The organism is Pseudomonas pisciculturae, assembly GCF_015461805.1.
GTDB lineage: Bacteria > Pseudomonadota > Gammaproteobacteria > Pseudomonadales > Pseudomonadaceae > Aquipseudomonas > Aquipseudomonas pisciculturae.
Map to the genome: position 1 here is coordinate 133000 of NZ_JACVZE010000008.1, position 25214 is coordinate 158213.

At 60.1% G+C, this 25214-nt stretch carries 12 protein-coding genes; 1 reads left to right on the top strand and 11 read right to left on the bottom strand.

The annotated features are described in order from the left end of the window. The first annotated feature begins 104 nt into the window (after positions 1-104). Positions 105-2990 carry an RHS repeat domain-containing protein gene (locus ICY20_RS21480; RefSeq protein WP_194938547.1) on the top strand — a complete coding sequence of 962 codons (2886 nt, stop codon included), beginning with the start codon at positions 105-107 and terminating at the stop codon, positions 2988-2990. A 75-nt stretch (positions 2991-3065) separates the two neighbouring features. Here ICY20_RS21480 and ICY20_RS21485 read toward each other — a convergent pair whose 3' ends face one another. The 11 genes from ICY20_RS21485 to nuoG all read right to left on the bottom strand — a co-directional run bounded on the left by ICY20_RS21485 (position 3066) and on the right by nuoG (position 25159). After that, positions 3066-7520 (bottom strand): SpvB/TcaC N-terminal domain-containing protein, encoded by a 4455-nt coding sequence (locus tag ICY20_RS21485; RefSeq protein ID WP_194938548.1) that lies wholly within the window; start codon positions 7518-7520, stop codon positions 3066-3068. Then, a complete protein-coding gene (locus ICY20_RS21490; protein ID WP_194938549.1) occupies positions 7517-12265 on the bottom strand; it encodes a Tc toxin subunit A-related protein in 4749 nt (1582 codons plus the stop codon). The genes ICY20_RS21485 and ICY20_RS21490 overlap by 4 nt, the downstream gene beginning before the upstream one ends. 35 nt (positions 12266-12300) lie before the next feature. Beyond that, the gene (locus ICY20_RS21495; RefSeq protein ID WP_194938550.1) at positions 12301-14910 is read right to left on the bottom strand and encodes a Tc toxin subunit A; all 2610 of its coding nucleotides are present in this window, start codon (positions 14908-14910) and stop codon (positions 12301-12303) included. A 246-nt stretch (positions 14911-15156) separates the two neighbouring features. Continuing rightward, entirely contained in the window at positions 15157-16620 is a 1464-nt protein-coding gene (gene nuoN, locus ICY20_RS21500) for an NADH-quinone oxidoreductase subunit NuoN (protein WP_159957779.1), read from the bottom strand. Positions 16621-16627: 7 nt separating this feature from the next. Then, entirely contained in the window at positions 16628-18160 is a 1533-nt protein-coding gene (gene nuoM, locus ICY20_RS21505) for an NADH-quinone oxidoreductase subunit M (RefSeq protein WP_017737145.1), read from the bottom strand. Between the two features lie 49 nt (positions 18161-18209). Next, entirely contained in the window at positions 18210-20063 is a 1854-nt protein-coding gene (gene nuoL / locus ICY20_RS21510) for an NADH-quinone oxidoreductase subunit L (RefSeq protein ID WP_159957777.1), read from the bottom strand. Continuing rightward, the gene (nuoK, locus tag ICY20_RS21515; protein ID WP_003174727.1) at positions 20060-20368 is read right to left on the bottom strand and encodes an NADH-quinone oxidoreductase subunit NuoK; all 309 of its coding nucleotides are present in this window, start codon (positions 20366-20368) and stop codon (positions 20060-20062) included. The genes nuoL and nuoK overlap by 4 nt, the downstream gene beginning before the upstream one ends. Before the next feature lie 2 nt (positions 20369-20370). Beyond that, on the bottom strand, positions 20371-20874 hold the full coding sequence (nuoJ, locus tag ICY20_RS21520; protein WP_003174726.1) for an NADH-quinone oxidoreductase subunit J: 504 nt from the start codon (positions 20872-20874) through the stop codon (positions 20371-20373). A gap of 9 nt (positions 20875-20883) precedes the next feature. Further along, on the bottom strand, positions 20884-21432 hold the full coding sequence (gene nuoI, locus ICY20_RS21525; RefSeq protein WP_003174725.1) for an NADH-quinone oxidoreductase subunit NuoI: 549 nt from the start codon (positions 21430-21432) through the stop codon (positions 20884-20886). An 11-nt stretch (positions 21433-21443) separates the two neighbouring features. Continuing rightward, a complete protein-coding gene (gene nuoH / locus ICY20_RS21530; protein ID WP_017737147.1) occupies positions 21444-22451 on the bottom strand; it encodes an NADH-quinone oxidoreductase subunit NuoH in 1008 nt (335 codons plus the stop codon). Beyond that, positions 22448-25159, bottom strand: coding sequence for an NADH-quinone oxidoreductase subunit NuoG (gene nuoG / locus ICY20_RS21535; RefSeq protein ID WP_194938551.1), 2712 nt, complete (start codon positions 25157-25159; stop codon positions 22448-22450). Before nuoG ends, nuoH begins: the two co-directional genes overlap by 4 nt. Between the last annotated feature and the right edge of the window lie 55 nt (positions 25160-25214).

Consider the following 25214-nt stretch of genomic DNA (forward strand, 5'->3'; position numbering starts at 1 on the left):
AATACGTTCGGAAGCGCCGCACGCCATAAGGCGTGACGTGCTCTGGGCTGCATCGTGGCAGATGACTAGGCTCTGAGCCTTATGGGTTCGCAGGTCATCCGGTTATGTCTTCCATGCATCACAATACGCCGACTTTGGCGGTCATCGACCCACGTGGACTGAGTGTTCGCAGTGTCGCTTATCATCGCCGCACGCCCGGGGAGAAGCCCCAGGCGTGCATCACCCAGCAGGTCTTCGATGCCAGGGGGGGCTTGCAGGAACAGTGGGACCCGCGTTTGTTTGCACTGCAACAGACGCACGCCGACATACAGCCCAATCAGCGTCATTGCACCAGCCTCACTGGCAAGGTGTTGAGTACGCACAGTGTCGACGCGGGCCTTGAAGTAAAACTCTTTGGCCCCGGCGATCAATTGTTGCAGCGCTGGGATGGTCGGGGGGCTCAACAGCGATTTGAATTCGACGGGGCGATGCGGCCCGTGGCGGTGTACGAGCGGGGTGCGGGTGACGCCGTCGAGCGCTGCGTCGAACGCATGAATTACGCGACGACTACCGCAGAAAATGCAGCGCATAACCGCTGTGGCCGATTGCTGCGTCACGATGACCCTGCCGGCACCTTGCTGTATGAACGGTACGACCTTCAGGGCGGGGTCACCGAACTCACTCGACGATTTTGTGCAAGCCTGCACGACGTTGACTGGCCGTTGCCGCACTCCGCACGCGACACGCACCTTCAGGCCGAGGCCTTTACCACCACCTGGCAATACGATGCGTCGGGCCAAGTGCTGGAGCACGTCGATGCCAAGGGGCACCGCCGGCAATCACGTTACGGCGTCGACGGCAGCCTGATTCACTGCTCCCTGGTGTTCAAGAGTGGCGTGCGCAAGCCGTTGCTGGACCAACGCACGTACAACGCTTTCGGCCAAGTGCTGTCTGAGCGTGCCGGCAACGGCGTGGTGACGGTGGCGGAGTACGCCGATACCGACGGGCATCTCAAGCGCCTGACTGCACGCAAGCAAGATCGACTGCTGCAGGACCTCTCGTACGCCTACGACCCGGTCGGCAACGTCCTGAGCATCCGTGACGCCGCGCAGCCGGTGCGCTGGGCAAGCAATACCCAAGTCGACGCTGTCAGCACGTTCGAGTACGACAGCCTGTCCCGCTTGATCAAGGCCACTGGCCGCGAAAATGCCAGTCATCCTAATGCCCCAAGCGGGCCCGCGCACGTTGCATTGGGGGCGGTGGACGGCAATCTGTGGCGACAATACACCCGCCACTACCGCTATGACGTGGCGGGCAACCTGCTCACGATGCGACATGCACCCAGCACCGGAAGCGGTTTTACCCAGCACATGCGGGTCGGTGAGCGCAGCAACCACAGTGTCGTCGAGCAAGCAGGCGCACGTGCACCAGGGCTGGGCCAGGGTTTTGACGCGTGCGGCAACCAGCAGGTGTTGGCGCGTGGGCAGGCCATCACTTGGAATGTGCGCAACCAGATGGTCCAAGTGACGCAGGTGATGCGTGAAAACGGCGAGCACGACGATGAAGTCTATGTATACGACGCTGCCGGGCAGCGGGTCATCAAACGCCGCGTGGAGCAAGGCAAATCCCTGACCCACCGCCATGAAGTCCGCTACCTGCCAGGGCTGGAGTTGCATCGCGCAGGTGCCACGGGGGAATGGCTCGACGTGCTGCTTGTACAGGCCGGTCGTACCAGCGTGAGGGGGCTGCTTTGGGAGCAGGGGCGTCCTGAAGGCTTAGCGAATGAGCAGTTGCGGTTCAGCCTGGCCGACCATTTAGGCAGCAGTGCATTGGAGTTGGATGAACAAGCGGCACTGCTTAGCCAGGAAAGCTACTACCCCTTTGGCGCAACGGCTTGGTGGGCAGCCAAAAATGCCGTCGAGGCCAGTTACAAAACCCTGCGTTATGGCGGCAAGGAGCGCGATGCTAGCGGCTTGTATTACTACGGCGTGCGGTATTACGCCCCCTGGCTGTTGCGCTGGATCAGCGCGGACCCCCTGGGCGATGTTGATGGCTTGAACCTCTACGCCATGGTAGGCAACAACCCCGTCAGTTTTGTCGATCCGGACGGCTCGCAACGTTATCCGATTCTCATGCCGCTGATGATTATCGTCATGCTTGCGCTGGCGGGTTATGGGTCACAGATGGGGGTTGGCATGGTTGCACTAGTCGCGGGCTTGGGGTTTGTATTGGGTATCGCCTCACTGACGGTGATCGCTCATGGGCGGCATCGACCTTTGCCCGAAAGACGTCGGCAGTTCTATCAGCCTGAAATCTTAAAAAATGCTCAGGAACTGGGGCAAAGGCGCGGTTTGAACAGCGACGAGATCAACGATTTAGCCGCCTTTTTCCTGTCCCATCGATTGGCTGCTCCCGATACGCAAGTGTTGTCCTATGGCCTTACCCCGGCGGCACGCGGCGGCTTCTACGGCTACATTGGTCCTAGAGAGAACAGGGTCGAGGCCGAAGCTGCCTCTCATGCAGAGCGTAACCCTCACCGCACGCTGTCCCGTCTGGGCTTCTCTGGCACGCTGGTCAGGGCGTCGGCGCGCAAGACCGGCGCGGCTCCTCTGCCACCGGGTGGGCCGACCGAGGCCGACGTTCACCCGCAGACTCGCGTGTCCACGGTTCGTCGAGACAGCGGCGCGGTGGCTGTTGATGAACCGGCGTCTGAAACCCCAGGGCCGTCCGCCGGCGGTGCAGTGCAACGTCTTGTGATCAATGCCGCCGATATTCTGGAGGAGCTGCGCGGCGAGGGCGGGAGCATTATCCGCAACGTGATCCGCGAGTTGGAGCAAAGACTAACCCCATTCTCGAAAGGCCACGCCTACCATGGCGCCGAGAAAACCCGTGGCTTTGATTTGCCGGGGTATCGCGGGCAGCAGCGCCGTGGTGCCTATCGGTTATTGGTTCAACATGTGAGTGGCCTCAATTACCGTGCAGTCAGGGTCATGAACCCCCACCGTGGCTGACGCGTCGTGCTTGCTGAACCGTTATCGAGCCGAGCCTTTTAAAGGCCCGGCTCTTTTGCAGCCACCGGTGTGATATCAGCCGGTGGCGGGCGGCATAATCGTGTCGTTTTCATCCTCACTGACGGTGTACCAGGCCCAATAGGTCTGGCGGCGGGTGTGGTTATTGGCATTGAGGGTGCGTAGGAGGCGGCCCAGAGGGTCGTAGAAATAGCGCTCACTGTGGCGCTGCGCCCTGAGTGCCTCGTCGTTGACGTAGCCTGCACGGTCGACAAAATAGGGGCGCCAGGTCCGTGCTAGCTGGCCTTTTGCGTTGTATTCGGCAGGGGCGCTGATGCGCCAGCGAGTGGGGGTTTGGACCTCCAGCAGTACCTGGAGGTTGCCACTGTCCAGGCTCTCCCGGTCGTTGACTCGCCAGGCCGGCCCCGGTTGAGTCTTCTGTTGGTGTTGCAGGATTCGACCAAAACCGTCGCTGAACGCGAGCGCGACCTGGATATGTTTATCTTCTTGAGCACCTGCCCCCTGAAGCCGATCGGTTTGAAAGGCTGCGGTATGCACGGGTTGGCGGGTGGTCGCCTGGATCAGCGCTTTGAGTTCGAGGTGATGGGGTTGAGGGCTTGCCAGCGCGTTCAGTCGCAGCAATGCCGACCCGCGGATATGCCCGCCAGGCAGTAGATAGCCGCGCTCTATCCATTGCGTCTTTACACTGGCCGGCGTGATGCGCCCCATCCAACTGAAGGCCTCATGTAAGAACGCACGGTGGGCGTCACCCAGCGCGTGCTCAGGGCCGGCGATGGCCTGTATGGGGCTGGCGCCGGGCTCGCGCTTGAACGATGCGCGTGTGTCTGCGCCGATGGGCGTCTCGCCCTCATGGCCCAGCATGCCTACGGCCAGCACCTGCCCCAGGGCATTGTAGTGAATGTATTGTTGCGTTCTCTGCGGGTCGGTCATCAATACCGGCAAGCCAAGACGGTAATCATAGGTGGCAGAGGTGGTGCAGCCGTCTGCCGTTGTGACCTGGATGAGGTGTAAACAATAGGCATCGTATTCGGTGAGGTTTGGCGCATGGCTCTCACTCGCCCACTGCCTGCGCGGTCGAAAGAAACCCTGTGACTGGTCATAACGCACGTGCTCCCGGGTGAGCGACCAGAGCGTTTGCGCCGACGGCTGCACGGAAGCTTCGGGCAAAAACAGGCGCATGGGCCGATAGCCCAGGGTCGTCAGTGAGAGCGTCGGCAAATGTTGGTAAGCCGCCAGGGCGGGCTCATCCAGTTCTGCGACCTCCAGGCAGGCGGTCAGTGCCTGGAAACTCGCCGTTCCGGGTGCCAACGTTTCACTGCAATCGGCTTGGCAGTAATGGTGCACTGAAAGCCCGGCGAGTTGGCGCTGGGCACTTGGCCCCAAGGGATGTGCCGCATGGCGGTCGGTGAAGTATTCGTATGCAATCTGGTCGGCGCGAAGCGCGTTTTTTGCCAGCACCAGCACATTACTTCTTTGCCGATAGGGCAGTTGCAGGCGCCAACGCTCAGTGGCATCGAGATGAATCCATTGAGTGCACGTTTCGTTCAGGTACCAGGACTGTTGCGCGGGGTCGTGTGCATCACGCCACCATTGCTGTTCATCGTCCGCGCTGAAGGGCGGTGCGTCGGTGGCGATGGTTCGCCGCGCATGGTCGATGGCGATGCTGTGCTCAAGTGCGCCGTAGCGGTCCCAGCGCAGATTGATCTGATGGCGGCAGAGCGGGTCATCCTTTTGGCGCTCATAGCGACAGGTCACCGACTCCAGCAACCGGGGCATCAGCGCTGCTGGCTCCGAGGGTTGGCGTGACGGTTTGAGCAAGCGTACGAGGTAACGCTGGTGTTGAACCGAGTAGGGCACTGCCGTTTGCGGGGGATCGTCGGCCGCGTAGATTTCCTCACGCAGCAGCATGCCGCTCAACGCACGTTCGACCTCACGCAAGGTCGTCGGCAGAGGGTGTGTGAGCACCCTGTCCTGCGGGTCGTCATCTGTCACGCAGGTGAGCAACGTGGCACCTGGTTTCGGGGCTGCTGCGTCGCCGGTGTAAAAGGGCGTGTGCGGTGGGTACAGCGTGTGAAACCAACGCTTGGTCAGCAACACGCCGCTGTCGCGAAGGGTGGGCGGGCCGTCGGTCTCCAGCAGCAGGCCGAAGCCGATGAACTTGCGGTCTTCGCTGTCGTAACAACTTTCTCTGTAGGTGAAGTGCTGCGATTGGCTATCGCCGCTGACCAAGTCTTTTTGCCCGCGACTTTTGAGCACGTGCACGGTAAAGGGCAGCCCCCTGCCGATGGGCTTTGCCTGTGCATGGCCGTCACGTTTGTCGTCCAGCCATTCCTGGGCGCTGCTGCGATAGCCCAACTGTGTGGCCGCGCCCATGTTATTGAGCATACCGTTGAGCAAATAGGGTTTGTGCCGCACAAAGTCGTAGCGCCAGTGCCGCGGGCTTTTATGCGGTACGGTCAGGATCAGGCTGGAGCAGCCCACACCTTGCAGGTCCGCGATAGTGACCTGGCACGTCGTGTCGTAGCGCACCCCCTCTGGCCAGGGCAATCGCATCGCCGGCTCCACCAGCCCTGTGCCGAACCGATTCATGAAGATCAGCGCCTGGTCTGATTGCAGGTAGAGCACATCGACTGCGCCTGAGCCATCCAGGTCGGCCAGGCGGATGCGGGCGGCATCGAACCCGTCATAGGCGAAGGGCAATGTCGCGAACACAAACCCTCGACCAAAGTGGCCGCGCCCCAGATTGGGCCAGCATTTGATTTCGTTGTGACGAATGCGCACCAGGTGTTGTTGACCGCTGCCCAGCGGGTCACAAAAGGCGATCAACTCACCGGGCCCGTTGCTCAAGGTCGGCAGCTGATCATCGTCGGGCGCATGGGTGACCTGCACGCCAGGCCCGTAGCCTTCGGCCTGGCGCCCGGCATACAGGCGTACGCTGCGGCTGCCGATCAGTGTCAGGTCCAAGCACCCCGCGCCCATCAGGTCGGCCAATTGCCCCTGAGGGTGGAAGAACTCCTGGGGCAATGCCGCAAACGGGGTAAAATCGGACCACTGACGCTGTGGGCCCAAGCTGAAAAAGCCGCTGAGCCCCGGTTGCGCCATGACCCACTCCAAGTGCCCGTCACCGTTAACGTCCATCAAGGCCTGATAGGTAACGCGGGTGCTGTCGTTAACAGGGATGCGTGGCAGTTGCTGCTCAGGGCCGTAGGCGACAGCGTCGGCGTCGCCCGGGTTGAGCGCCCTGGTTGGCTCGCGGTAGTGCCAGCTTTTATCGGTACGGTAGAGCAGCCCCGGCAGGCCGTCGTTGAACAAATCAACCAACTGATAGTGGTGCCCGTCATTGAGGCCCGCCATGGCCTCGAACGGACGGTAGTGGCGATTGTTCAGCAACGGTTTGAAGTGCTGGTAGGCCAGTTCCAGCGGGGGCCAGGCGTCGGTCTGCCCTTGGCCATCGTAGGCCTGGTTATGCACGGCGCGCAGGTAGCTGCCGGCGTACGCATGGCGACTGTATTCCAGCACCAGCCGCTTGGTGAGTACAGGCTCCGGGCCCATCGTCGGCTCGTCGGGGAAGTAATGGAACATCAGTATTTGCCGGCAAAGACGCTGCGTGCCCAGTTCAAAACCAAAGGCGTAGCGCAAAAAAGGGTCTGGACGTGCGTCCCACGGCTGCTGTGCGGCGTAGCCGGGTAGGTGGGTCAACTCACTGCTGCGTTCGCCATAGTCAAACAGCAGTTCAAAGTGCCAGTGTTTCTCGCCGACATCCGGACTGTTCCAAAGGGCCAGTTGGCTCTGGTGCTTGAGGTTGCCGTAGCACACGCGTTCAAGGTAACGCTGAGCACGAAAGTCTCTTGAACCCGGCGCCAGCGCATCCTCTTGTTTGTAGTGGTAGTAGATCTGCTCACCGAGGGGGTTGAGGCTTTCCTGCAAAAACCAACAGGCGACATGCTCGCGGTTGCCGGGGTCGGTACAACGCGCCAGGTCGGTTTTGCCAAACAGATGGACGTTCCCGTCTGCGGCTTGAATCAGCCAGAACCCGGCGGCGTCGGAGGGGGGCGACCAGTGCTCGATCCGGTCGAACTGCGCCTCCACGGCTGGAAAGTAGCGCACCACGCGGTGCGTTTCGTTTAAGGCCAGGTCGTTGAACGCCGTGCGCAGCACACTGTGAATAGCACCGTCTGCGTCCCGTTCGGGAATCAGGTCAACGCCCTGGGGGCTGATGAATACATCATTGTCAGTGTAGGTCGGTACGCCCTTGCGGATATCGCGGCTGATGGTCGCCACCGGCACCGCCCAGCCGAGGCCGAATGGGCTGTTGCCCTGGCCGCTTCGGTAGCTGAGGGTTAACGCGGGGTCGAAGCCGCGACCGGCTGAAATCGGCAAGGGCAACTCTACCGACGCTTCGCCACTCATGCCGACAGGCGCCCAGTTGGCGCCGGGACTCTTCAGGGCTTCTGTGCCTTCGGGGACGACCAGTGGCGAGGATGACGGATTGCCCTGCGATTGGGTGTTCATTGCTGACCCCCGCGTTTAGCGGTGTAGCGCACATGCACGATGATATCGGTCAAGGAGTTGAGCAGGGCATTCTGGTCTTTGTGATTGGGGAAGGTCAGTTGCCACGAGGAGATAGCGCCGGTGTATTCAAACGGCAGGTAGCGCTCATCGTTCTCAAAGCTCAACGTGAATAACCCGCTGTCGTTCAGCCCGTTGGACAGCGCAATTTCCTGGCGCACACGCAAGTCGTGCCTGGCTGGAGCGTTCGCCGCAGCCGAGGGCGTCAGGTAGACGGTGCTGGCGGTCTGGGTCAGCAGGGCCTTGACATCCTCATAGGGGCCCAGGGTGGCCGGTAGGGAAACACTGACGGTTTTGATGCGCCTCAGGTAGTGGTTGGGGTAGTCGTTCTCGAACGCCTTGTGCGTCAGCTTGAAGGTGACGCTGCCTCGGCTGACAAGCGCGGCATGAAAGGCTTCCCAGGTTTGATCTTCAGTCGCGGCGGGTTCCCTTTCGCACAACTGGCGCAGCGAGACGGTCTTGCAGATTTCCAGCAGGCGTTCGTTGTGGGTGAGATAGGCGTTGCTCATGGTCAGCAAATTGAGTTTGAGCCCTTCGCCTGCGCTCAAGCCGCGGTATTTGTTGCTCCACTGATGGGGTGCAATGAAGTGCTGATCCCATTGCGCACGTTCTTCTTGCCAGCACGCCTGAGCGGTCAGGCAGAGCGATAAAGTCGAGTCATAAGCCTGGAAGTAGACACTCGCTAGTTGGTCGTTGAGCCATTGGTAGAGCTGGCTGGCGGTGAAGCGCTTACCCAGCATGTCGTAGAGGGTGCGCGCCTGCGCGAGCGACGCCTCGGCCAGGCGCAGTTGCAACCGGTTGATATCCTCCTGCTGTGTGTACGCTTTAAGTTGTGCGTCGACCTGAGCCAGTTCCAGCCGTGCCTGGTCCAGCGCGTGCTGCCATTCCTGGGCGCGTCGGGCGAACTGTTCGCAGCGATCAAGCCCGGTAGCCTCGGAGCGTTTGTCGTTGGCCATGCCTTGAAGGGCCGCATGCGTGGCATGGAAGGCGCCTTCGAAGCGAACGCCGCCGTTGGCGGTCCCGAAAATGTTCGGCAAGAGCATCGCCAACCCTGCTGCGGCTTGGGCTCCGGCTGCTGCGAGTTCCCATTTGGCACTCTCGCGGTACTCCTCTGTGGCTCTGACTTCTCCCTGGGTGAGACCGGCTTTGAGTTGGGTTTCAAAAAATGTCACGCGGCCTTGAACAAGCTTGCGTCCGGCCAACAACGCTTGCCGGTTTTTAGTGTCCAGCTGCAACGCCTGGGCTTGTTGCTCGACGGACAGGGTCGCCAGTTCCCAGGCATGTTGCTGCTGGGTTTCCAGGAGTTGGGCGTGTTCCTTGCGTTCCAGCAGTGACAATAGGGTGGTGCCCAATTGCGTCAGGTTATCGACCATTTGCAGCGCGTATCCCAAGATCACATTGAAGCGATAATGAGCGTTATGCGGCGGGGGTGAAGTGTGTACAGACCTAGGGGCGCCGCCCCCGTGAGCATAGGCAGTCAACAGCATTTGCGGTGTCAGCGTCGCCGCATACAGTTGAAGGTTCAGGGGGTTGCCGGTCAAGTCGAGGTAGTGACGCAGGTTATGCAGGCGCGCTTCGACTTTGTCCCAACGCATGAGCAGGTCGGCGCTTAACGAGCGGCATAGTTTCGTGACCGTACTTGTGTCGGCCTTGGGGGACGGTTTGAACGTAGAGGCCTTGAGTTGACCCAGGGTAGTGGCGGACCACGGGTCGATGGGGTTGACCGGCGGACGAGGGCCAAGCAGGCGTTTGGTTCTGATGTAACACAACTTGGCCTCAGCCAGACTGTCGCGGGTCAGCCGGCGATAGGCGGCGTCACCGCGATTAAGCAGGATGTCGACGTACAGCAGGTACAGCGCCTGACGAAAATACACAGGGTTTCCCAGGGCCAGTTGGTTGGGGTCGTTTGGCGCCGCCATGGCGTAATTCGGTTCGACCTGATCGTGCAGCAACGCGGGAAGTCGCCAACAGTCACGCAGGGTTTTGAGTGTCGTGGAGGTGTTGGCAGGTTCGAAGAGATACCGCAACCAGGACTCCGCTTCAGCGTGTTGGTGTTCAACATTCAAGCGATGCGCCAGAAGCCAGGGCAAATAAAGAAACAATTCCCAGAAGTATCGGCTGTAGGCGCCCTGGAAATCCAAGGGCTTGTCATCGGAGCCTTTCAGCAGCGTTGGCTCGCGCCATGTATGAGACGGTAAGGCAAGCAGGCGATGGAGGCCGTCGTTGGCGGTTTTCGTCAGCAGGTTGGCGACACAGGTATTGGTACGGATGGGTGCGCGTTTCAGATCAGGGCCTGTGTCGGTAATGATTGAATCTTTGAAGTCGATAAATTCTGCGGTACCGCCCGAAGAGGGCGGACCGAGGCGGATTCCGGGTGCCACCGGTATAGCGAGCGTCTGACCACCACGCTGGATATCAACGGCGACGGAGACAGCTTTGAGCGCATACCCCAGAATCGTTGCGCCTGAATGTTGGTGGCTGGTTTCCAGGATCAGTACGCCATTGATCAGCGTGATGGTTTCGTTGCCATTGGGCTTTTCGGCGTAGGGTCTCAAGGTGGCAGGGTCGAGCTCAACCTGCAGCTTGAGGGGGTGGGGTACGAGTAATTCGGTGAAGGTGTCGTGCAAATCGTGCCGTGGGTTTTCGGTCATGCCAATGAGCACCGTGTTGCCTCGATGGACATGTAACGGTAGGGCGTGGTTTTGCCATACGGGGTACATGAGCACGGGCTTGTATCGGCGTTGAGCCTGCATCACCCGGCAGTTATTAAGATGCACATCCCGTAAGTGCCGCTTGTCGCCCGTACAATCGTGAAAGGCTAATTTGATCAGGCTGGGTGCATCCGGGGTGTTAAAAAAATATTCAAAGGTTTCCTGACTGATGAAGGCATTGCTCAAACTGATCAGGCCGCTCTGCGTCGATGTGGGGGCAAGGCCCGTCGCTGGAAAAACCAATGTGAGTGAGGCGTTGTCTTTGTCACGAATAAAATCGGTGTGGCTGATGCCTGCGGTTTTGTAGTCGAAGGTCAACCGAATTGACGTCGAGGCAATGTCGAGAATGGGTTGGTAAATATCGAAGACAATCTTCGAGGCGTCACCCAAGGCAAACACAGTGTCACCGTTTTTTTTGCGGGTACTCAGTATCAGCGTGAAGCTCGCCAGCGTACTCAGGCTTGTTAGCGTCACGGTCCTGTGGGACTCGAAGCTTTTTGCAAGTCGGCTCGTCACTTCAATGACCGAGGTGGTGGTGTTGAGTTGGATGTCGTCGGGGCCCAGGTTGCCTATGTTGTCTTGGGTGCGGTCGAAGTCCCAACCGTCGGACCCTGGGTGAGGTGTCAAGTTGTGTACGTGTTTGAGACGGACCTGAGACGTTTGCGGCGCCCTGAACTGAAAGTTACGCTTGTTGTGTTGGGCAAATAACGTCAAGTATCGCCCGGCCAGTTCTGGGTTCATTTTCCATGGCCATAACGTGCGTGCGCCGCCGATGGACTGCACCCAACTGATGTTGAAGTGTTGATCCATCTGAACAGCCTGATAGAAATACGTGGCTGATTCGCCGATCCTGGAAGGGGCGTCAGAGGCCTCGGGGACCGCGCAGAGGCCGAGAAACAGCGAAGATGGCTGGGTGGCGGTGTCGAGGAAGGCCAGGCTGGTAATCCCGCCCATCAACTGCTCTTTGTTCAGGTTCATGATGGATTGCAGGACGCAATAATCCTGTATGCACGTTTGCGGTGCGCTCCAGCTGCCATCCAGCTTGCAAAAAGAGAAGTTCATCCGTAACTGTACGTAGTGGTTCCTCATCTGGGTTTCCAGACGGTGCGCGTACTCGTTTTCTGTTTCAGTTTCCCCTCTGCCGCGTAACGGCGTGAAGTCCGTTAAAGGCGTCAACGGCTTAATACACTCAACCCACACTACAAACAGTCGACCATTGAAGAAAACCGGGCGAATGCTCTGTTCAGGGATAGGTTCGCCACCGAGCGGCAAATGGATTTTTTTCCAGTTCGACCACGCAGTCGGGTACGGTTTGTGGGTCGCGTTGCTTGCTGCTTTATCACGTTGAGACAGGTCCAGCGATCGCCAGTAGAAGGTGTTTTCAGACCTGGATTTACCCACGAAGTAGTAAACGCTGTCAGCGAGATTGGCGGTGTCGCCGTCAATGTAACCATTGAGCGTTTTGATGCTGGCCAGTTCTTCGAATCGGTTGAGGTAACCCTGCACGGCCTTCGACAGTGGCTCAGCTTCGATGCGGAACTGGCTGAGTTCATTTTCGAGTTGCTGGAAACTATCGGTTTTGCCCTGGCGCAAGCTTGGGGAAAGGTAGCTCGCCGGGTAATGGCGCAGTTGCTGGTGGGCACGCCAGAGTGAGTAGGTCTGTAACGTGTCGTTCCAGGTTTTCTCTTGGGAGGGGCCGATGCCCCCGGTTTCGTAGCCGGGCTCAATGCCCATGAAAATGGCAGTGATGTAGTGTTGCAGGCTGGTAATGGCGCTTGCGATCAAGGTAGTGGGTACGGCCTGACTGACCTGGGGGTCGATCAGCCAGTGCGCGTAAAGGTCATCGGTGGTCTTGAGGGTTTCTGCCAGTTTCAAGCGCTTGATCGTAGCGTCTTCCGCCAGGGCGGTGGTCAGGTAAAAGGCGAGCATGGCATCGCGTAAATGCTCGTTCAGCGTGTGGGTGAGTGAGTCAGACATGGTCATTCCTTGAGCCGGGAATAAAGGGGCGTGGGTTATTGCGCGGCGGCGACAAGGGCGGCGCCCGTCTGTGCCCAATCTTGCGTCGTGAAGTCCGAGTTCAGGTTGACGGCCTTGAGCAATACGTCGGCTGACAGCCCGGTGCGCTTGGCTATTTCTCGACAGCGAATGATCCAGTCCAGGTCCGCCAGGGTGAGCACTCGCTTGCCGGGCAGGCGACCCACCAGGCTATTGATTTCGCCGGAGGTCCAGTCGAGCAGCGAGGCGAGGCGAGTGTGTGATGGGGTGTCTGCAGGGGCGGGAGAGTTGGCGTGTTGCAGGTAAGTCAGCAATGTTTCCTGGGAGAGTCCGTAGGTATCCAGGCATTGCGCAAAGCGCTGAAGCAGATACACCGTGGAGAGTGTCAATTTGAGCATTGCGCCGGGAGCGTAGTCTCTGCTCAACCATTGCGGATGAAGCAGGAAGGTATGCAGCACCTCACGGCTGACGGGCAGCCCAAGGAGCGTTTCTGCGTCGGGCAGCATCAACAACAGGTGCTTGAGCACTTCGGTGCTGGACGTAGCACTGGCGGCACGGGCGGTCTGACGGGCAATGTGTTTGAGCGATTGACTGATTAGGGTTGGATCGTAGGAGGCGTGCAAGGCCGCGCCGAAGAACGCATCTATTTTTTCTTTAAGCGGCAGCACCTGCAGGTAAAACTCGGCGAGCTTCTTGGAGAGTGCGGCCTTGATGTCGGTCTGCAGGATTGTGTTGCGTGTCGCGTCACTGTCGAACATTTGGTTGTCGACGAAATCAATCAGGTGTTTGGGTAACGCTTTTGGGGCTCGCCGGGGAAGCAGGGGGTTGTTGTGCAGAAAACCCTGCACGATCACGGCATGCCATTGGATAGGCAGCTTGCCTGTGCCGGCGAGTGGTTGCGGCAGCTGGAGGTCGTCGATGTCCTGTTGTTTGAGCAACCCGTGTCGGGTGAGGTTTGTCAGTTCCTCAAGAAGATTGAGGTGCGCCTGCACTGCAGGAGGTTGTAAGTTGTGGTTGATAATCAACAGGCGGTGCAAATCGGTGACAGATTGACCTCGGCGCCGTAGCCAGCCCACCAGCCAGTCCATCTGCATGAGCATGTCCAACAGGTCGCAAGGGTCGCTGTCGCCTGATCCATGCAGGAAAGGCGCAACCAAATACTTGCAGAAACGCTTGCCACCCAGCAGGTGTGCGAGGTGGTAGCTGTCCATCACCGACAGGCCAAACAGCGCTGCAATGCGAGTCTGTCGATACAAGGCGGACAGCACGGTCAGTGTGTGGTGAGGAGCAGGCAGATACTCTCGAGCCTGGCCAATGAGCCAGAGCAAAGAGTCGGGGGTATCCCTCAGACCCAGGCACGTGCACAACCCATACCGGAGGCTGTCGGGTAAGGGTTGGTCGAGGCGCAGTTCCAGCTGATCCATGCGCACGGGAAGACCCGGCAACGGCGTGTGATCGAACACCTGGTCGAACAGCGTTTTGCGCGTGCGCGGCGCCCTTACCGGGATATCGTGAAAAATCGCTGCAAACTCTTCGGCTTGCAGTTGGTGGTGGTGATTGAGGTAGCGAAAGACGCCCAGTACACGCAGGGAATTACCGTTGATAAGTGCGCTTGGATTGGCGGTGGGCTCGCACTGCATGGCGCTCACGAGTAGCGTGTCGAGTATGTCGAAGGGCACTTGCATCACGCGCTGTAGACGGATCATCCGGTGCAGGCGCTCGAAGCGATTAAACGAAGTGTTCACAAGGCGTGCCGGGGCATTGGCCGTTACCTCAAGCGGCGTTGTGGTATCGAGGTCGGTGGTTATCGGCCCATTGACGTAGGCCGCGCCGGCCTGAAGTTTGAGAGGTTCCGGCGGCAGGGCCGCGGGTGAGACATTGGGCGAAAGCTGCGGTAGGTATCGGCCGCAGGCCAGCAGTGCTTCGGTTTGATCTGCAGATAATTCTGTACGTTGCAGCCACGTCTCAAGGGATAGCAGTGCTGTTTCGTTCGAGCCGTAATGGTCGGTAAGGAAGTCCCGCTGCTTAACATTCGTGGGGGCTATCAAAAAGGCTTCAGTCAGCAATTCTTGCAGGGCCGGGCTCACGCCGGACAACAGGCGCTGCGCTTCATACGCGGATTGGATAGGGGCGCCGTAAGTGTTTTCCGCCCGTTGATTAAGCGGCAGCTGGATGCTGATGAGGTAGCTGATTTCGCCCAGTTGCGGTTTGCCGGTTGACGACAAACCCAGCACACATTCCTGATGGGCTCGGTCAAAGGGCAAGAGGAACGGGTAACGCCGTTGGCTGAGTACCTTGTGCAGGGGCTGCCCGCGGTACTTTCCCGCTGTGACTTTCAGGAAGGTATCCAGTTTGTCGGCGAGCATCGTGTTTACGATTGAGAGTTGGGGGACGAGGGCGGTGAGGCTGTGCCCGTCAATCTTCAATGTGGTGAGATCCGGGCGGCGGGCTTCCAGCTGGATCTTCGGTGCGCTTCCTGTACCGGTCGATTCCAGTGTCAGCGCAAACGCATGCAGTGCCTGCAAATACGCGACAGGAGAATCGACGGCAGCCATCGAGTCCGGTGAACATAAAAGCGACCACTGTTCATTGAACAGTGCGGTATAGGTGGGGGCGAGGGTATCCATGTTTTGGTGAATCTCCAGAGAACTCACGGGCCAATGCCGTAGGTCGAGGCACGCTACCACGGGCTGACGCAGTGGCCAGGTGGCCCTTTTCAGCACGTGAGCGGGGAGATATCACCGCGAGTTGTCCCTCTGCGAATCGCTGCGCCATTGGCGCACGCCCATGGGCGAAACCCTCTAAAACCAAAGCATCAGAATGCAAAACGGCGCCCTAAGGCGCCGTTTTGTTTACCGCATCACACTAAGCGATCAAACGCCCAACACCGCATGCTGCACCAGGGTCAGCAACGGTTGCGGGTACACGCCCAGGAAGAACGCGAGCAGGGCGATGGCCAGCAGCATCACGCCGCCTGCCTTCTGTTCCCAATGCAGCTCGGCATCCACACGGCGCAGGTTTGGCTCGATCAGGTACAGTGTCACCATCACGCGCAGGTAGTAGAACACGCCGATGGCGCTGCCCAGCACCAGGGAGGCCACCAACCACCATTCGTGTGCTTCAACACCGGTAGCCACGATGTAGAACTTGCCGATAAAGCCTGCGGTCAGCGGAATGCCGGCCAGTGACAGCATCATTACGGTGAGTACGGCGGTCAGGTACGGACGGCGCCAGAACAGGCCGCGGTATTCGTACAGGGCATCGGCGTCACGGCCTTTGAACGGCGAGGACATCAGCGTGATCACGCCGAATGCGCCGAGGCTGGTGATCACGTAGGTGACCAAGTACACACCCATCGCTTCCACGGCCAGGCCTTTGCTCGCCACCAGGGCGATCAGCAGGTAGCCGAAGTGCGCGATGGAGGAGTAACCCAGCAGACGCTTGAGGTTGTTCTGGGTCAGGGCCAGCAGGTTACCGAACAGGATCGACGCAATGGCGATCACGGTCAGTACGTTGCTCAGCACGCCGGTGTTGGCGACAGGCGAGATCTGGAACAGACGCACCATCACCGCAAACACAGCAACCTTCGACGCAGTGGCCAGGAACGCAGCCACCGGCGCCGGGGCGCCTTCGTACACGTCTGGGGTCCACAGGTGGAACGGCACCAACGACAGCTTGAACGCCAGGCCGATCAGCATCATCGCCAGGCCCAGTTGGGCAATTGGCGCTGGGCTGTTGGTGGTAGCCAGGGCGTGGCCGATACCGGTGAAGCTCAGGCTGCCGGCTTCGGCGTAGAGCAGGGCCATGCCGAACAACAGGAACGCAGAACCTGCTGCCGACAGCACCATGTACTTGATGCCGGCTTCCAGGGAGCGCTTGTTGAAGAAGGCGTAGGCCACCAGGCCATAGGTCGGGATCGACAGCAGTTCCAGGCCGATGAACAAGCCCGCCAGGTGCTGCGCGCTGACCAGCACGATACCGCCAGCCGCAGCCAGCAGGATCAGCAGGTACAGCTCTTCGCGGTTGCCTGGGTAGCCGGTGCCGCCTTCGCCGAGGTAGGCGTGGGCGAGGGTGACGCAGGCCAGTGTGGCGACCAGGATCAACGCGATGTACAGCAGCGCGAAGTCATCGACCATCATCAACGGCGTAACTGCCAATGGCGCGACCTTGAGGGCCGGGATGATCGACAGCAGGGCCAGGTTCAACCCGGCACACGACAGCAGGAACGTTTGCGAGTGATTGCGGCGCCAGGCGATGGCCAGCATCACCGCGACAACGGTGAGGCTGGTGATCAGCAGCGGCGCAAGCGCGATAAAGTGTTGGATCGTGAATTCCATAGCGCTCTTACCGGGCCGAAGCGAGTTGAGAGAAGGCGGTGCCGAACCACTGCTGCACGCCATGCATCGTCGCGGCAGAAGTGTCCAGGAACGGTTGCGGGTACACGCCGATGTAGATCAGCAGTACCGCAAGGCCGAGCACCATGATCAGTTCGCGAGCATCCATCCCTTGCAGGACGGTGTCGGACTTGGCCGGGCCGAAGTAGGCGCGGTGGATCATGATCAGCGAGTAGACCGAACCGAATACCAGGCCGGAAGTCGCAATGGCGCTGATCCACGGGGTTTGCACGAAGGCACCCATGAGGATCAGGAACTCGCCGATGAAGTTACCGGTACCCGGCAAGCCCAAGGATGCGGCGGCGAAGAACAGGCTGATCGCCGGCAGGTACGCGATGCGCGACCACACGCCACCCATCTCACGCATGTCACGGGTATGCAGGCGCTCGTACAGCTGGCCACTCAGGATAAAGAGGGCAGCGGCCGAAACACCGTGGGCCAACATCTGGATCACCGCGCCTTGCAGCGCCAGTTGGCTGCCGGAGTAGATGCCGATCAGTACGAAACCCATGTGGGAAACGGACGAGAAGGCAATCAGACGCTTGATGTCGGTTTGGGCGAACGCCAGGAACGCACCGTAGAAGATCCCGATCAGACCCAGGGTCATGGCGATCGGCGCGAACTCGGCCGAGGCATTCGGGAACAGCGGCAGGGCGAAACGCAGCAGGCCGTAGGCAGCGGTTTTCAGCAGGATACCGGCCAGGTCAACGGAACCTGCGGTCGGCGCCTGTGCGTGAGCATCCGGCAGCCAGGAGTGGAACGGCACCACCGGCAGCTTCACCGCAAACGCGATGAAGAAGCCCAGCATCAGGATGTACTCGGTGGTCAGGGACATCTTGGTTTTCAACAGGTCGGCGTAGTTGAAGGTGATCACGCCGGTGGTGTTGAAGTTGACCAGTACCAGACCCAGGATCGCCACCAACATGATCAGGCCGGAAGCCTGGGTGAAGATGAAGAACTTGGTCGCCGCGTAGATCCGGGTTTTCTTGCCGTCCGAAGAACTGTGACCCCAGAGCGCGATGAGGAAGTACATCGGCACCAGCATCATTTCCCAGAAGAAGAAGAACATGAACAGGTCCAGCGCCAGGAACACGCCGACAACGCCGCCCAAAATCCACATCAGGTTCAGGTGGAAGAAGCCCACGTGACGCTGAATCTCTTTCCAGGAGCAAAGTACCGAGAGGATACCCAGCAAGCCGGTCAGCAGGATCATCAACAGTGACAGGCCGTCGAGGGCCAGGTGCACGTTGATGCCGAAGCGCTGGATCCACACGTGCTTGAATTCAAGCGCGAACGTTGGATCGACACCCGGTGCCGGAGCAAATGAATAGTCGCCATGGGCCCACAGCCAGAGGCCGAGTGCGAGTTCCAGGGACATGGTCAGCAACGCAATCCAGCGGGGGAGGGTGGCGCCGAAGCGCTCACCCATCCAGCAGAGCAGGCCGCCGATAAAGGGGATCAGGATTAGCCAGGGCAGAATCATGACAGGCTCGTTTCCTTTCGCAAGTTCGCAAAGTTGGCAAAGTTCATAATCAGACCGCTACCACAACGATGGCGCCGATCACCAGAACCGCACCGGCGGCCATGGACGCGGCATACCAACGCAGTTGACCGGTCTCGCTGCGGCTCAGGGCGGTGTGACCGGCCTTGGCGGCGCGCGGGATCAAACCGATGGTCTGGTCGAGCGGGTCTTTGCGCAGTACATGGCTGATGGCCAGGTAAGGCTTGACGAACAGTTTGTCGTAGATCCAGTCGAAGCCCCAGGCAGCGAACCACCAGGCCGACAGGAAGCGGCCAATGCCACTGTTGGCAACGCCCGTCACGAAGCGACGCTTGCCGAGGAACAGCAGCGCGGCCAACAGGATACCGGCGATGGCGATGGCGCCCGAGGCGATTTCCAGGCTGTGCTTGGCAGCGCCGCCGGCATGGCCGGCGCTTTCCGGCAGTACACCGGCCAACGGTGGAGTGATCATGGCGCCGATGAAGGTCGACAGCACGATCAGTACCGACAAAGGCAACCAGTGGGAGATGCCGTGGCCTGCGTGGGCTTCGGTCTTGGCTTCACCGTGGAACGTGATGAAGATCAGGCGGAAGGTGTACAGCGAGGTCATGAACGCACCCACCAGGCCTGCGTACAGCAGGTTCTGGTTACCGCTGGCAAAGGCTTCCCAGAGGATTTCGTCTTTCGAGTAGAAACCGGCGGTCACCAGTGGCAGGGCTGCGAGCGCGGCACCACCGACGATGAAGCTGGCGTAGGCCAGTGGCAGTTTCTTCCACAGGCCGCCCATCTTGAAGATGTTCTGCTCGTGATGGCAGGCAACGATCACCGCACCGGAGGCAAGGAACAGCAGGGCCTTGAAGAAGGCGTGGGTCATCAGGTGGAAGATTGCCGCGTCCCAGGCACCAACGCCCAGGGCCAGGAACATGTAGCCGATCTGGCTCATGGTCGAGTAGGCGAGGATACGCTTGATGTCGGTCTGTACCAGGGCAGCAAAACCGGCCAGCACCAGAGTCACGCCGCCGACGATGCCGACAAGGTGCAGGATGTCCGGCGCCAGGGTGAACAGGCCGTGGGTACGGGCGATCAGGTAGACACCGGCGGTTACCATGGTTGCCGCGTGAATCAGTGCCGAAACCGGGGTAGGGCCGGCCATCGCGTCCGCCAGCCAGGTTTGCAGCGGCAGTTGCGCGGATTTACCCACGGCGCCGCCCAGCAGCATCAGGGTCGCCAACGTGATCCAGAAGTCGCCAACCTGGAACTTCTGCGGTGCCAGCACCAGCAGTTCCTGGATGTTCAGCGTGCCCACCTGTTGGAACAGGATAAACAGGCCGATGGCCATGAACACGTCACCGATACGGGTCACGATGAAGGCTTTAAGAGCTGCGTTACCGTTGTTGCGGTTGCTGTAGTAGAAACCGATCAACAGGTACGAGCACAGGCCCACGCCTTCCCAGCCGAAGTACAGGAACAACAGGTTATCGCCCAGCACCAGGAACAGCATGCTGGCGATAAACAGGTTGGTGTACGAGAAGAAGCGCGAGTAACCGGCTTCACCGCGCATGTACCAGGACGCGAACAAGTGGATCAAAAAGCCTACACCCACCACCACGCCCAGCATGGTGATCGACAGGCCGTCGACGTAGAGGGCGAAGTTCGGCTTGAAGCCTTCTACCGACATCCACTGCCACAGCACCAGGGTGTAGTGGCCGCCTTCGGGCGGCGCCACGTTGAATTGCCAGATGACGTAGGCGGCCACGATGGCCGACAGGCCAATGGAGCCCACGCCGATCAGGGCAGAGAGGTTTTCCGACCAGCGTCCGCGAGAGAACGACAGCAGCAGGAAACCGATCAGGGGAAATACGAAAGTCAGAAAGATCATGTTCATCCGCGCATCTCACTGGCAGCGTCGATATCAAGCGTGTGGAAGCGACGATACAGTTGCAGCAGGATCGCCAGGCCAATACTGGCCTCGGCGGCTGCCAGGCTGATCACCAGGATGAACATGACTTGTCCATCCGGCTGGCCCCAACGCGCACCGGCAACGATGAAGGCCAGTGCTGCGGCGTTCATCATGATTTCCAGGCTCATCAACACGAACAGAATGTTACGGCGAACCATCAGGCCGACCAGGCCAAGGCAGAACAGGATGCCGGCGACCGCCAGACCATGCTCCAAAGGGATAGCAGGCATCGTCATTGCTCCTTGGCTTCGTTGCGGCCCAAGTGGAAGGCGGTGATGGCTGCGGCGAGCAGCAGCATCGAAGCCAGTTCGACCACCAGCAGGTACGGGCCGAACAGGCTGATGCCCACGGCCTTGGCGTCTACGGTGGTGTGGCCGATGGCCTGGCCGCTCTGGTGAGCGAACAGCACGTACAGCAGTTCACCCAGCAGCAGGGCTGCCAGCACAACCGGGCCCAGCCAGATGCCGGGCTTGAGCCAGACGCGCTCCTGGGCGACCGAAGCCGGCCCCAGGTTGAGCATCATCACCACAAACACGAACAGCACCATGATGGCGCCCGCGTAGGCGATCACTTCCAGCACACCGGCGAACGGTGCGCCGAGGCTGAAAAAGGTCATGGCCACGGCGATCAACGAAATGATCAGGTAGAGCAGGGCGTGCACAGGATTGGTGTTGGTGATCACGCGAAGCGTGGACACCACTGCAATACCGGACGCGAAATAGAAAGCGAATTCCATCTTTCTTCCTTAAGGCAGCAAGCTCTTCACGTTGATCGGCTCGGCTTCGTTTTGTGCGGCGCCCTTCGGCTTACCGGCAACGGCCATACCTGCAACACGATAGAAGTTGTAATCAGGGTTTTTACCGGGACCAGAGATCAGCAGATCTTCTTTCTCGTACACCAGGTCCTGACGTTTGAACTCGGCCATCTCGAAATCCGGCGTGAGCTGGATCGCGGTGGTCGGGCAAGCTTCCTCGCAGAGGCCGCAGAAAATGCAGCGCGAGAAGTTGATGCGGAAGAAGTCCGGGTACCAGCGACCGTCTTCGGTTTCAGCTTTCTGCAGGGAGATGCAACCCACCGGGCACGCCACGGCGCACAGGTTGCAGGCTACGCAGCGTTCTTCGCCATCGGGGTCGCGGGTGAGCACGATACGGCCGCGATAACGCGGCGGCAGGTACACCGCTTCTTCCGGGTATTGCAGGGTGTCGCGTTTGCGAAAGCCGTGACCGAACACCATCACCAGGCTTCGCAACTGGGTACCGGTACCCTTAACGATGTCGCCAATATATTTGAACATGGGTCAAATCCTCACTGAACCGCGCCGGCGGGCGTGTTCAACAACACAACGGCAGCCGTCACCAGCAAATTGATCAGGGTCAGCGGCAGGCAGAAGCGCCAGCTGAAATCCATCACCTGGTCGTATCGTGGACGCGGAATGGAAGCGCGCAGCAGGATAAACAACATGATGAAGAACGCGGTCTTGAGGAAGAACCAGAAGAACGCCAACTGCGGCAGGATGCCGAACGGACCATGCCAGCCGCCGAAGAACAGCGTGACCAGCAGGGCCGAGATCAAGATGATGCCGATGTATTCACCGACGAAGAACATGCCCCATTTCATGCCGGCATATTCAATGTGGTAACCGTCGGCCAGTTCCTGTTCTGCTTCCGGCTGGTCGAAGGGGTGACGGTGAGTCACGGCCACGCCAGCGATGAAGAAGGTACAGAAGCCGAAGAACTGCGGAATGATGAACCACAGGTTCTGCGCCTGGTACTCAACGATGTCGCGCATGTTGAACGAGCCAACCTGAACCACGATGCCCATCAGCGCCAGGCCCATGAACACTTCGTAGGACACGGTCTGGGCCGAAGCCCGCAAGCTGCCCAACAGGGCGAACTTGTTGTTACTGGCCCAACCGGCGAACAGCACCGCGTAGACCGACAAACCGGCCATGGCGAAGAAGAACAGCAGGCCGATGTTCAGGTCCGCCACGCCCCAGGTCGGGGTGATCGGGATGATCGCGAAGGCGATCAGCAAGGCGCTCATGGCTACGACCGGTGCCAGGGTGAAGATCACCTTGTCGGCAAACGGAGGGGTCCAGTCTTCCTTGAAGAACATTTTGAGCATGTCGGCCGCGATCTGGAACATGCCGAACGGGCCAACGCGGTTCGGACCGTAACGGTCCTGCCACCAGCCCAGCAGGCGACGTTCGACGAAGCTGAGCAGGGCGCCCGCCACGACCACGGCCAACAGGATCACGATGGCCTTGACCACCGAGATGATCACATCGATCACTTCAGGAGTGAACCAAGTCATTTCGCTGCCTCCTGCAGACCGTCAACGGTTTTGCCAAAGATCGCCGCTGGAATGCCAGCGATGCCTTTTGGCAAGGCAATCAGGCCAGCGCCGAGCTCTTCATTGATGCGCAGCGGCAGACGCAGGGTCTGGCCGGCTACGGTCAAGCTGAGCAGGGCACCGTCGTTGACGCCCAGGCGATCGGCTTCGGACTTGGCCACCGACACATAGGCTTCAGGAATGCGCCCTTGCACCGGCGCGGCTTTGGAAGAGTTCTCTTCGCTGCCGAACAGGTGGAAGAACGGCACAACCTGCCAGGTGCCCTGGGCCGGGTTGAACGGACGCGGTACGGCAGCGAACCAGTTCAGCGAATCACCGGTGCTTTCGATCAGGCGGGTGCCTGGGTCGCCAGCGCGGATGTGACCACCGACTTCGTCCTGGAACTTGTTCCAGGCTTGTGGCGAGTTCCAGCCCGGCGACCAGGCAAATGGCACCTGCTGACGCGGTTCGGCGGAGCCCGAGTAACCTTCCATGGAGAAGGCAAACGCGGTGTCGTTGTCTTGTGGGGTACGCGGTTCGTGCACGCTGATATTGGCGCGCATGGCGGTACGACCGGAGTAACGCAGCGGTTCACGGGCCAGTTTCATGCCCTTGATGCGGAACGCGGCAGATGGCGCAGCGTCGACGATGCGGGCCAGTTGCGGCGCGCTGGCGGCGGTGGCAGCGGTCACGTGGTCGAGCTGGGTCCAGTCGATCGGTTGGTTCAGCAGGGTGGCGCGCAGGGCATGCAGCCAGCGCCAGCCTTCGTGTACCAGGATGCTGGCGTCCATGTACTTCGGATCGAACACCTGGAAGAAACGCTGAGCGCGGCCTTCCTGGCTCACCAGAGTACCGTCGCCTTCGGCGAAGGTGGCGGCTGGCAGCACCAGGTCGGCACGTTCGCTGGTGGCGGTGGTCTGGTGGTCGGCAACGATCAGCACCTTGGTGGCGTTGAGCGCGGCGTCGACCTTGGCCGAATCCGTACGGGTGTACAGGTCGTTTTCCAGCACCACGATGGCGTCGGCATTGCCGTCGATCACCGCTTGCAGGCCAGCGTCCAGGGACTCGCCACCGAGCATGGCCAGGCCAAGGCTGTTGGCTTCCGGCACTACCAGGCTGATGGAGCCGTTCTTGTCACGCAGCTTCAGGGCCTTGGCGATGTTGGCCGCGGCTTCGATCAGCGCTTTGGAACCCAACGAGGTACCGGCAATGATCAAGGGGCGCTTGGCCGCCAGCAGGGCGTCGGCGATACGCTGGGCCAGTTCGACGGCTTCGGTGTCCAGGCCTTCGACGGCAGGGGCGCTGGCGTCGAGGGCGTGAGCCACGGCGAAACCGATGCGAGCCAGGTCGTCTGGTGCGGCGTGCACGCACTCTTCGGCGATGTCGTCGAGCTTGGTTTCAGCCAGGCTGGCGATAAACAACGGGTTCAGCGCGTGCTGGCCGATGTTTTTCACCGCAGCGTCGAGCCACGGCTGTACGCGCATGGCGTCAGCCATCTCTTCGGCCTTGCCTTTGACCGACTGGCGCAGGGACAGGGCTACGCGGGCAGCGGTTTGGGTCAGGTCTTCACCGAGCACGAAAATGGCGTCGTGGTCTTCGATGTCGCGCATGTTTGGAACCGGCAGCGGGCTGTCGTTCAATACTTGCAGGACCAGACGGATTCGCTCCAGCTCACCGGCTTCGATGCCGCTGTAGAAGTGCTCGGCCCCGACCAGTTCGCGCAACGCGTAGTTGCTTTCGAGGCTGGCGCGTGGCGAACCGATACCGACGATATTGCGGCCGCGCAGCAGGTCGGCGGCTTTATCCAGCGCGTCGTCCAGGCTCAGCTTGGCACCGCCGGCCAGTGGCTGGCGCGGGCGGTCCTTGCGGTTGACGTAGCCATAGCCAAAACGGCCACGGTCGCACAGGAAGTATTGGTTGACCGAACCGTTGAAGCGGTTTTCGATGCGACGCAGTTCGCCGTAGCGCTCGCCTGGGGAGATGTTGCAACCGCTGGAGCAGCCATGGCAGATGCTCGGTGCGAATTGCATGTCCCACTTACGGTTGTAGCGCTCGGAGTGAGTCTTGTCGGTGAACACACCGGTCGGGCAGACCTCGGTGAGGTTGCCGGAGAACTCGCTTTCGAGCACGCCGTCTTCAACGCGACCGAAGTACACGTTGTCGTGGGCGCCGAATACGCCCAGGTCGGTGCCGCCGGCGTAGTCTTTATAGAAGCGCACGCAGCGGTAGCAGGCGATGCAGCGGTTCATCTCGTGGGAAATGAACGGGCCGAGGTCCTGGTTCTGGTGGGTACGCTTGGTGAAGCGATAACGGCGCTCGTTGTGGCCGGTCATCACCGTCATGTCTTGCAGGTGGCAGTGACCGCCTTCCTCACAGACCGGGCAGTCGTGGGGGTGGTTGGTCATCAGCCATTCGACAACGCTGGCGCGGAACGCCTTGGATTCTTCATCTTCGATGGAGATCCAGGTGTTGTCGGTGGCTGGGGTCATGCACGACATGACGATACGACCACGGGTGTCGTTTTCGTCGGTGTATTGCTTGACCGCACACTGGCGACAGGCACCGACGCTACCAAGTGCGGGGTGCCAGCAGAAATACGGGATGTCGAGACCGAGTGACAGACACGCCTGTAACAGGTTGTCTGCCCCATCGACTTCGAGCGCTTTGCCGTCTACGTGGATAGTGGCCATGGTTCAAAGTTCTTCGTTGGCCCGTTGTCAGCGGGCGTGGCTAATGGAATCTTGT

Excerpts from the sequence above, each read along its gene's own strand:
- nuoG (WP_194938551.1), bottom strand. The coding sequence starts at position 25,159 with ATGGCCACTATCCACGTAGACGGCAAAGCGCTCGAAGTCGATGGGGCA.
- nuoK (WP_003174727.1), bottom strand. The coding sequence starts at position 20,368 with ATGCCTGCTATCCCTTTGGAGCATGGTCTGGCGGTCGCCGGCATCCTG.
- nuoM (WP_017737145.1), bottom strand. The coding sequence starts at position 18,160 with ATGATTCTGCCCTGGCTAATCCTGATCCCCTTTATCGGCGGCCTGCTC.
- ICY20_RS21490 (WP_194938549.1), bottom strand. The coding sequence starts at position 12,265 with ATGTCTGACTCACTCACCCACACGCTGAACGAGCATTTACGCGATGCC.
- nuoH (WP_017737147.1), bottom strand. The coding sequence starts at position 22,451 with ATGACTTGGTTCACTCCTGAAGTGATCGATGTGATCATCTCGGTGGTC.
- ICY20_RS21480 (WP_194938547.1), top strand. The coding sequence starts at position 105 with ATGTCTTCCATGCATCACAATACGCCGACTTTGGCGGTCATCGACCCA.
- ICY20_RS21485 (WP_194938548.1), bottom strand. The coding sequence starts at position 7,520 with ATGAACACCCAATCGCAGGGCAATCCGTCATCCTCGCCACTGGTCGTC.
- nuoJ (WP_003174726.1), bottom strand. The coding sequence starts at position 20,874 with ATGGAATTCGCTTTCTATTTCGCGTCCGGTATTGCAGTGGTGTCCACG.
- nuoL (WP_159957777.1), bottom strand. The coding sequence starts at position 20,063 with ATGAACATGATCTTTCTGACTTTCGTATTTCCCCTGATCGGTTTCCTG.
- nuoI (WP_003174725.1), bottom strand. The coding sequence starts at position 21,432 with ATGTTCAAATATATTGGCGACATCGTTAAGGGTACCGGTACCCAGTTG.
- ICY20_RS21495 (WP_194938550.1), bottom strand. The coding sequence starts at position 14,910 with ATGGATACCCTCGCCCCCACCTATACCGCACTGTTCAATGAACAGTGG.
- nuoN (WP_159957779.1), bottom strand. The coding sequence starts at position 16,620 with ATGGAATTCACGATCCAACACTTTATCGCGCTTGCGCCGCTGCTGATC.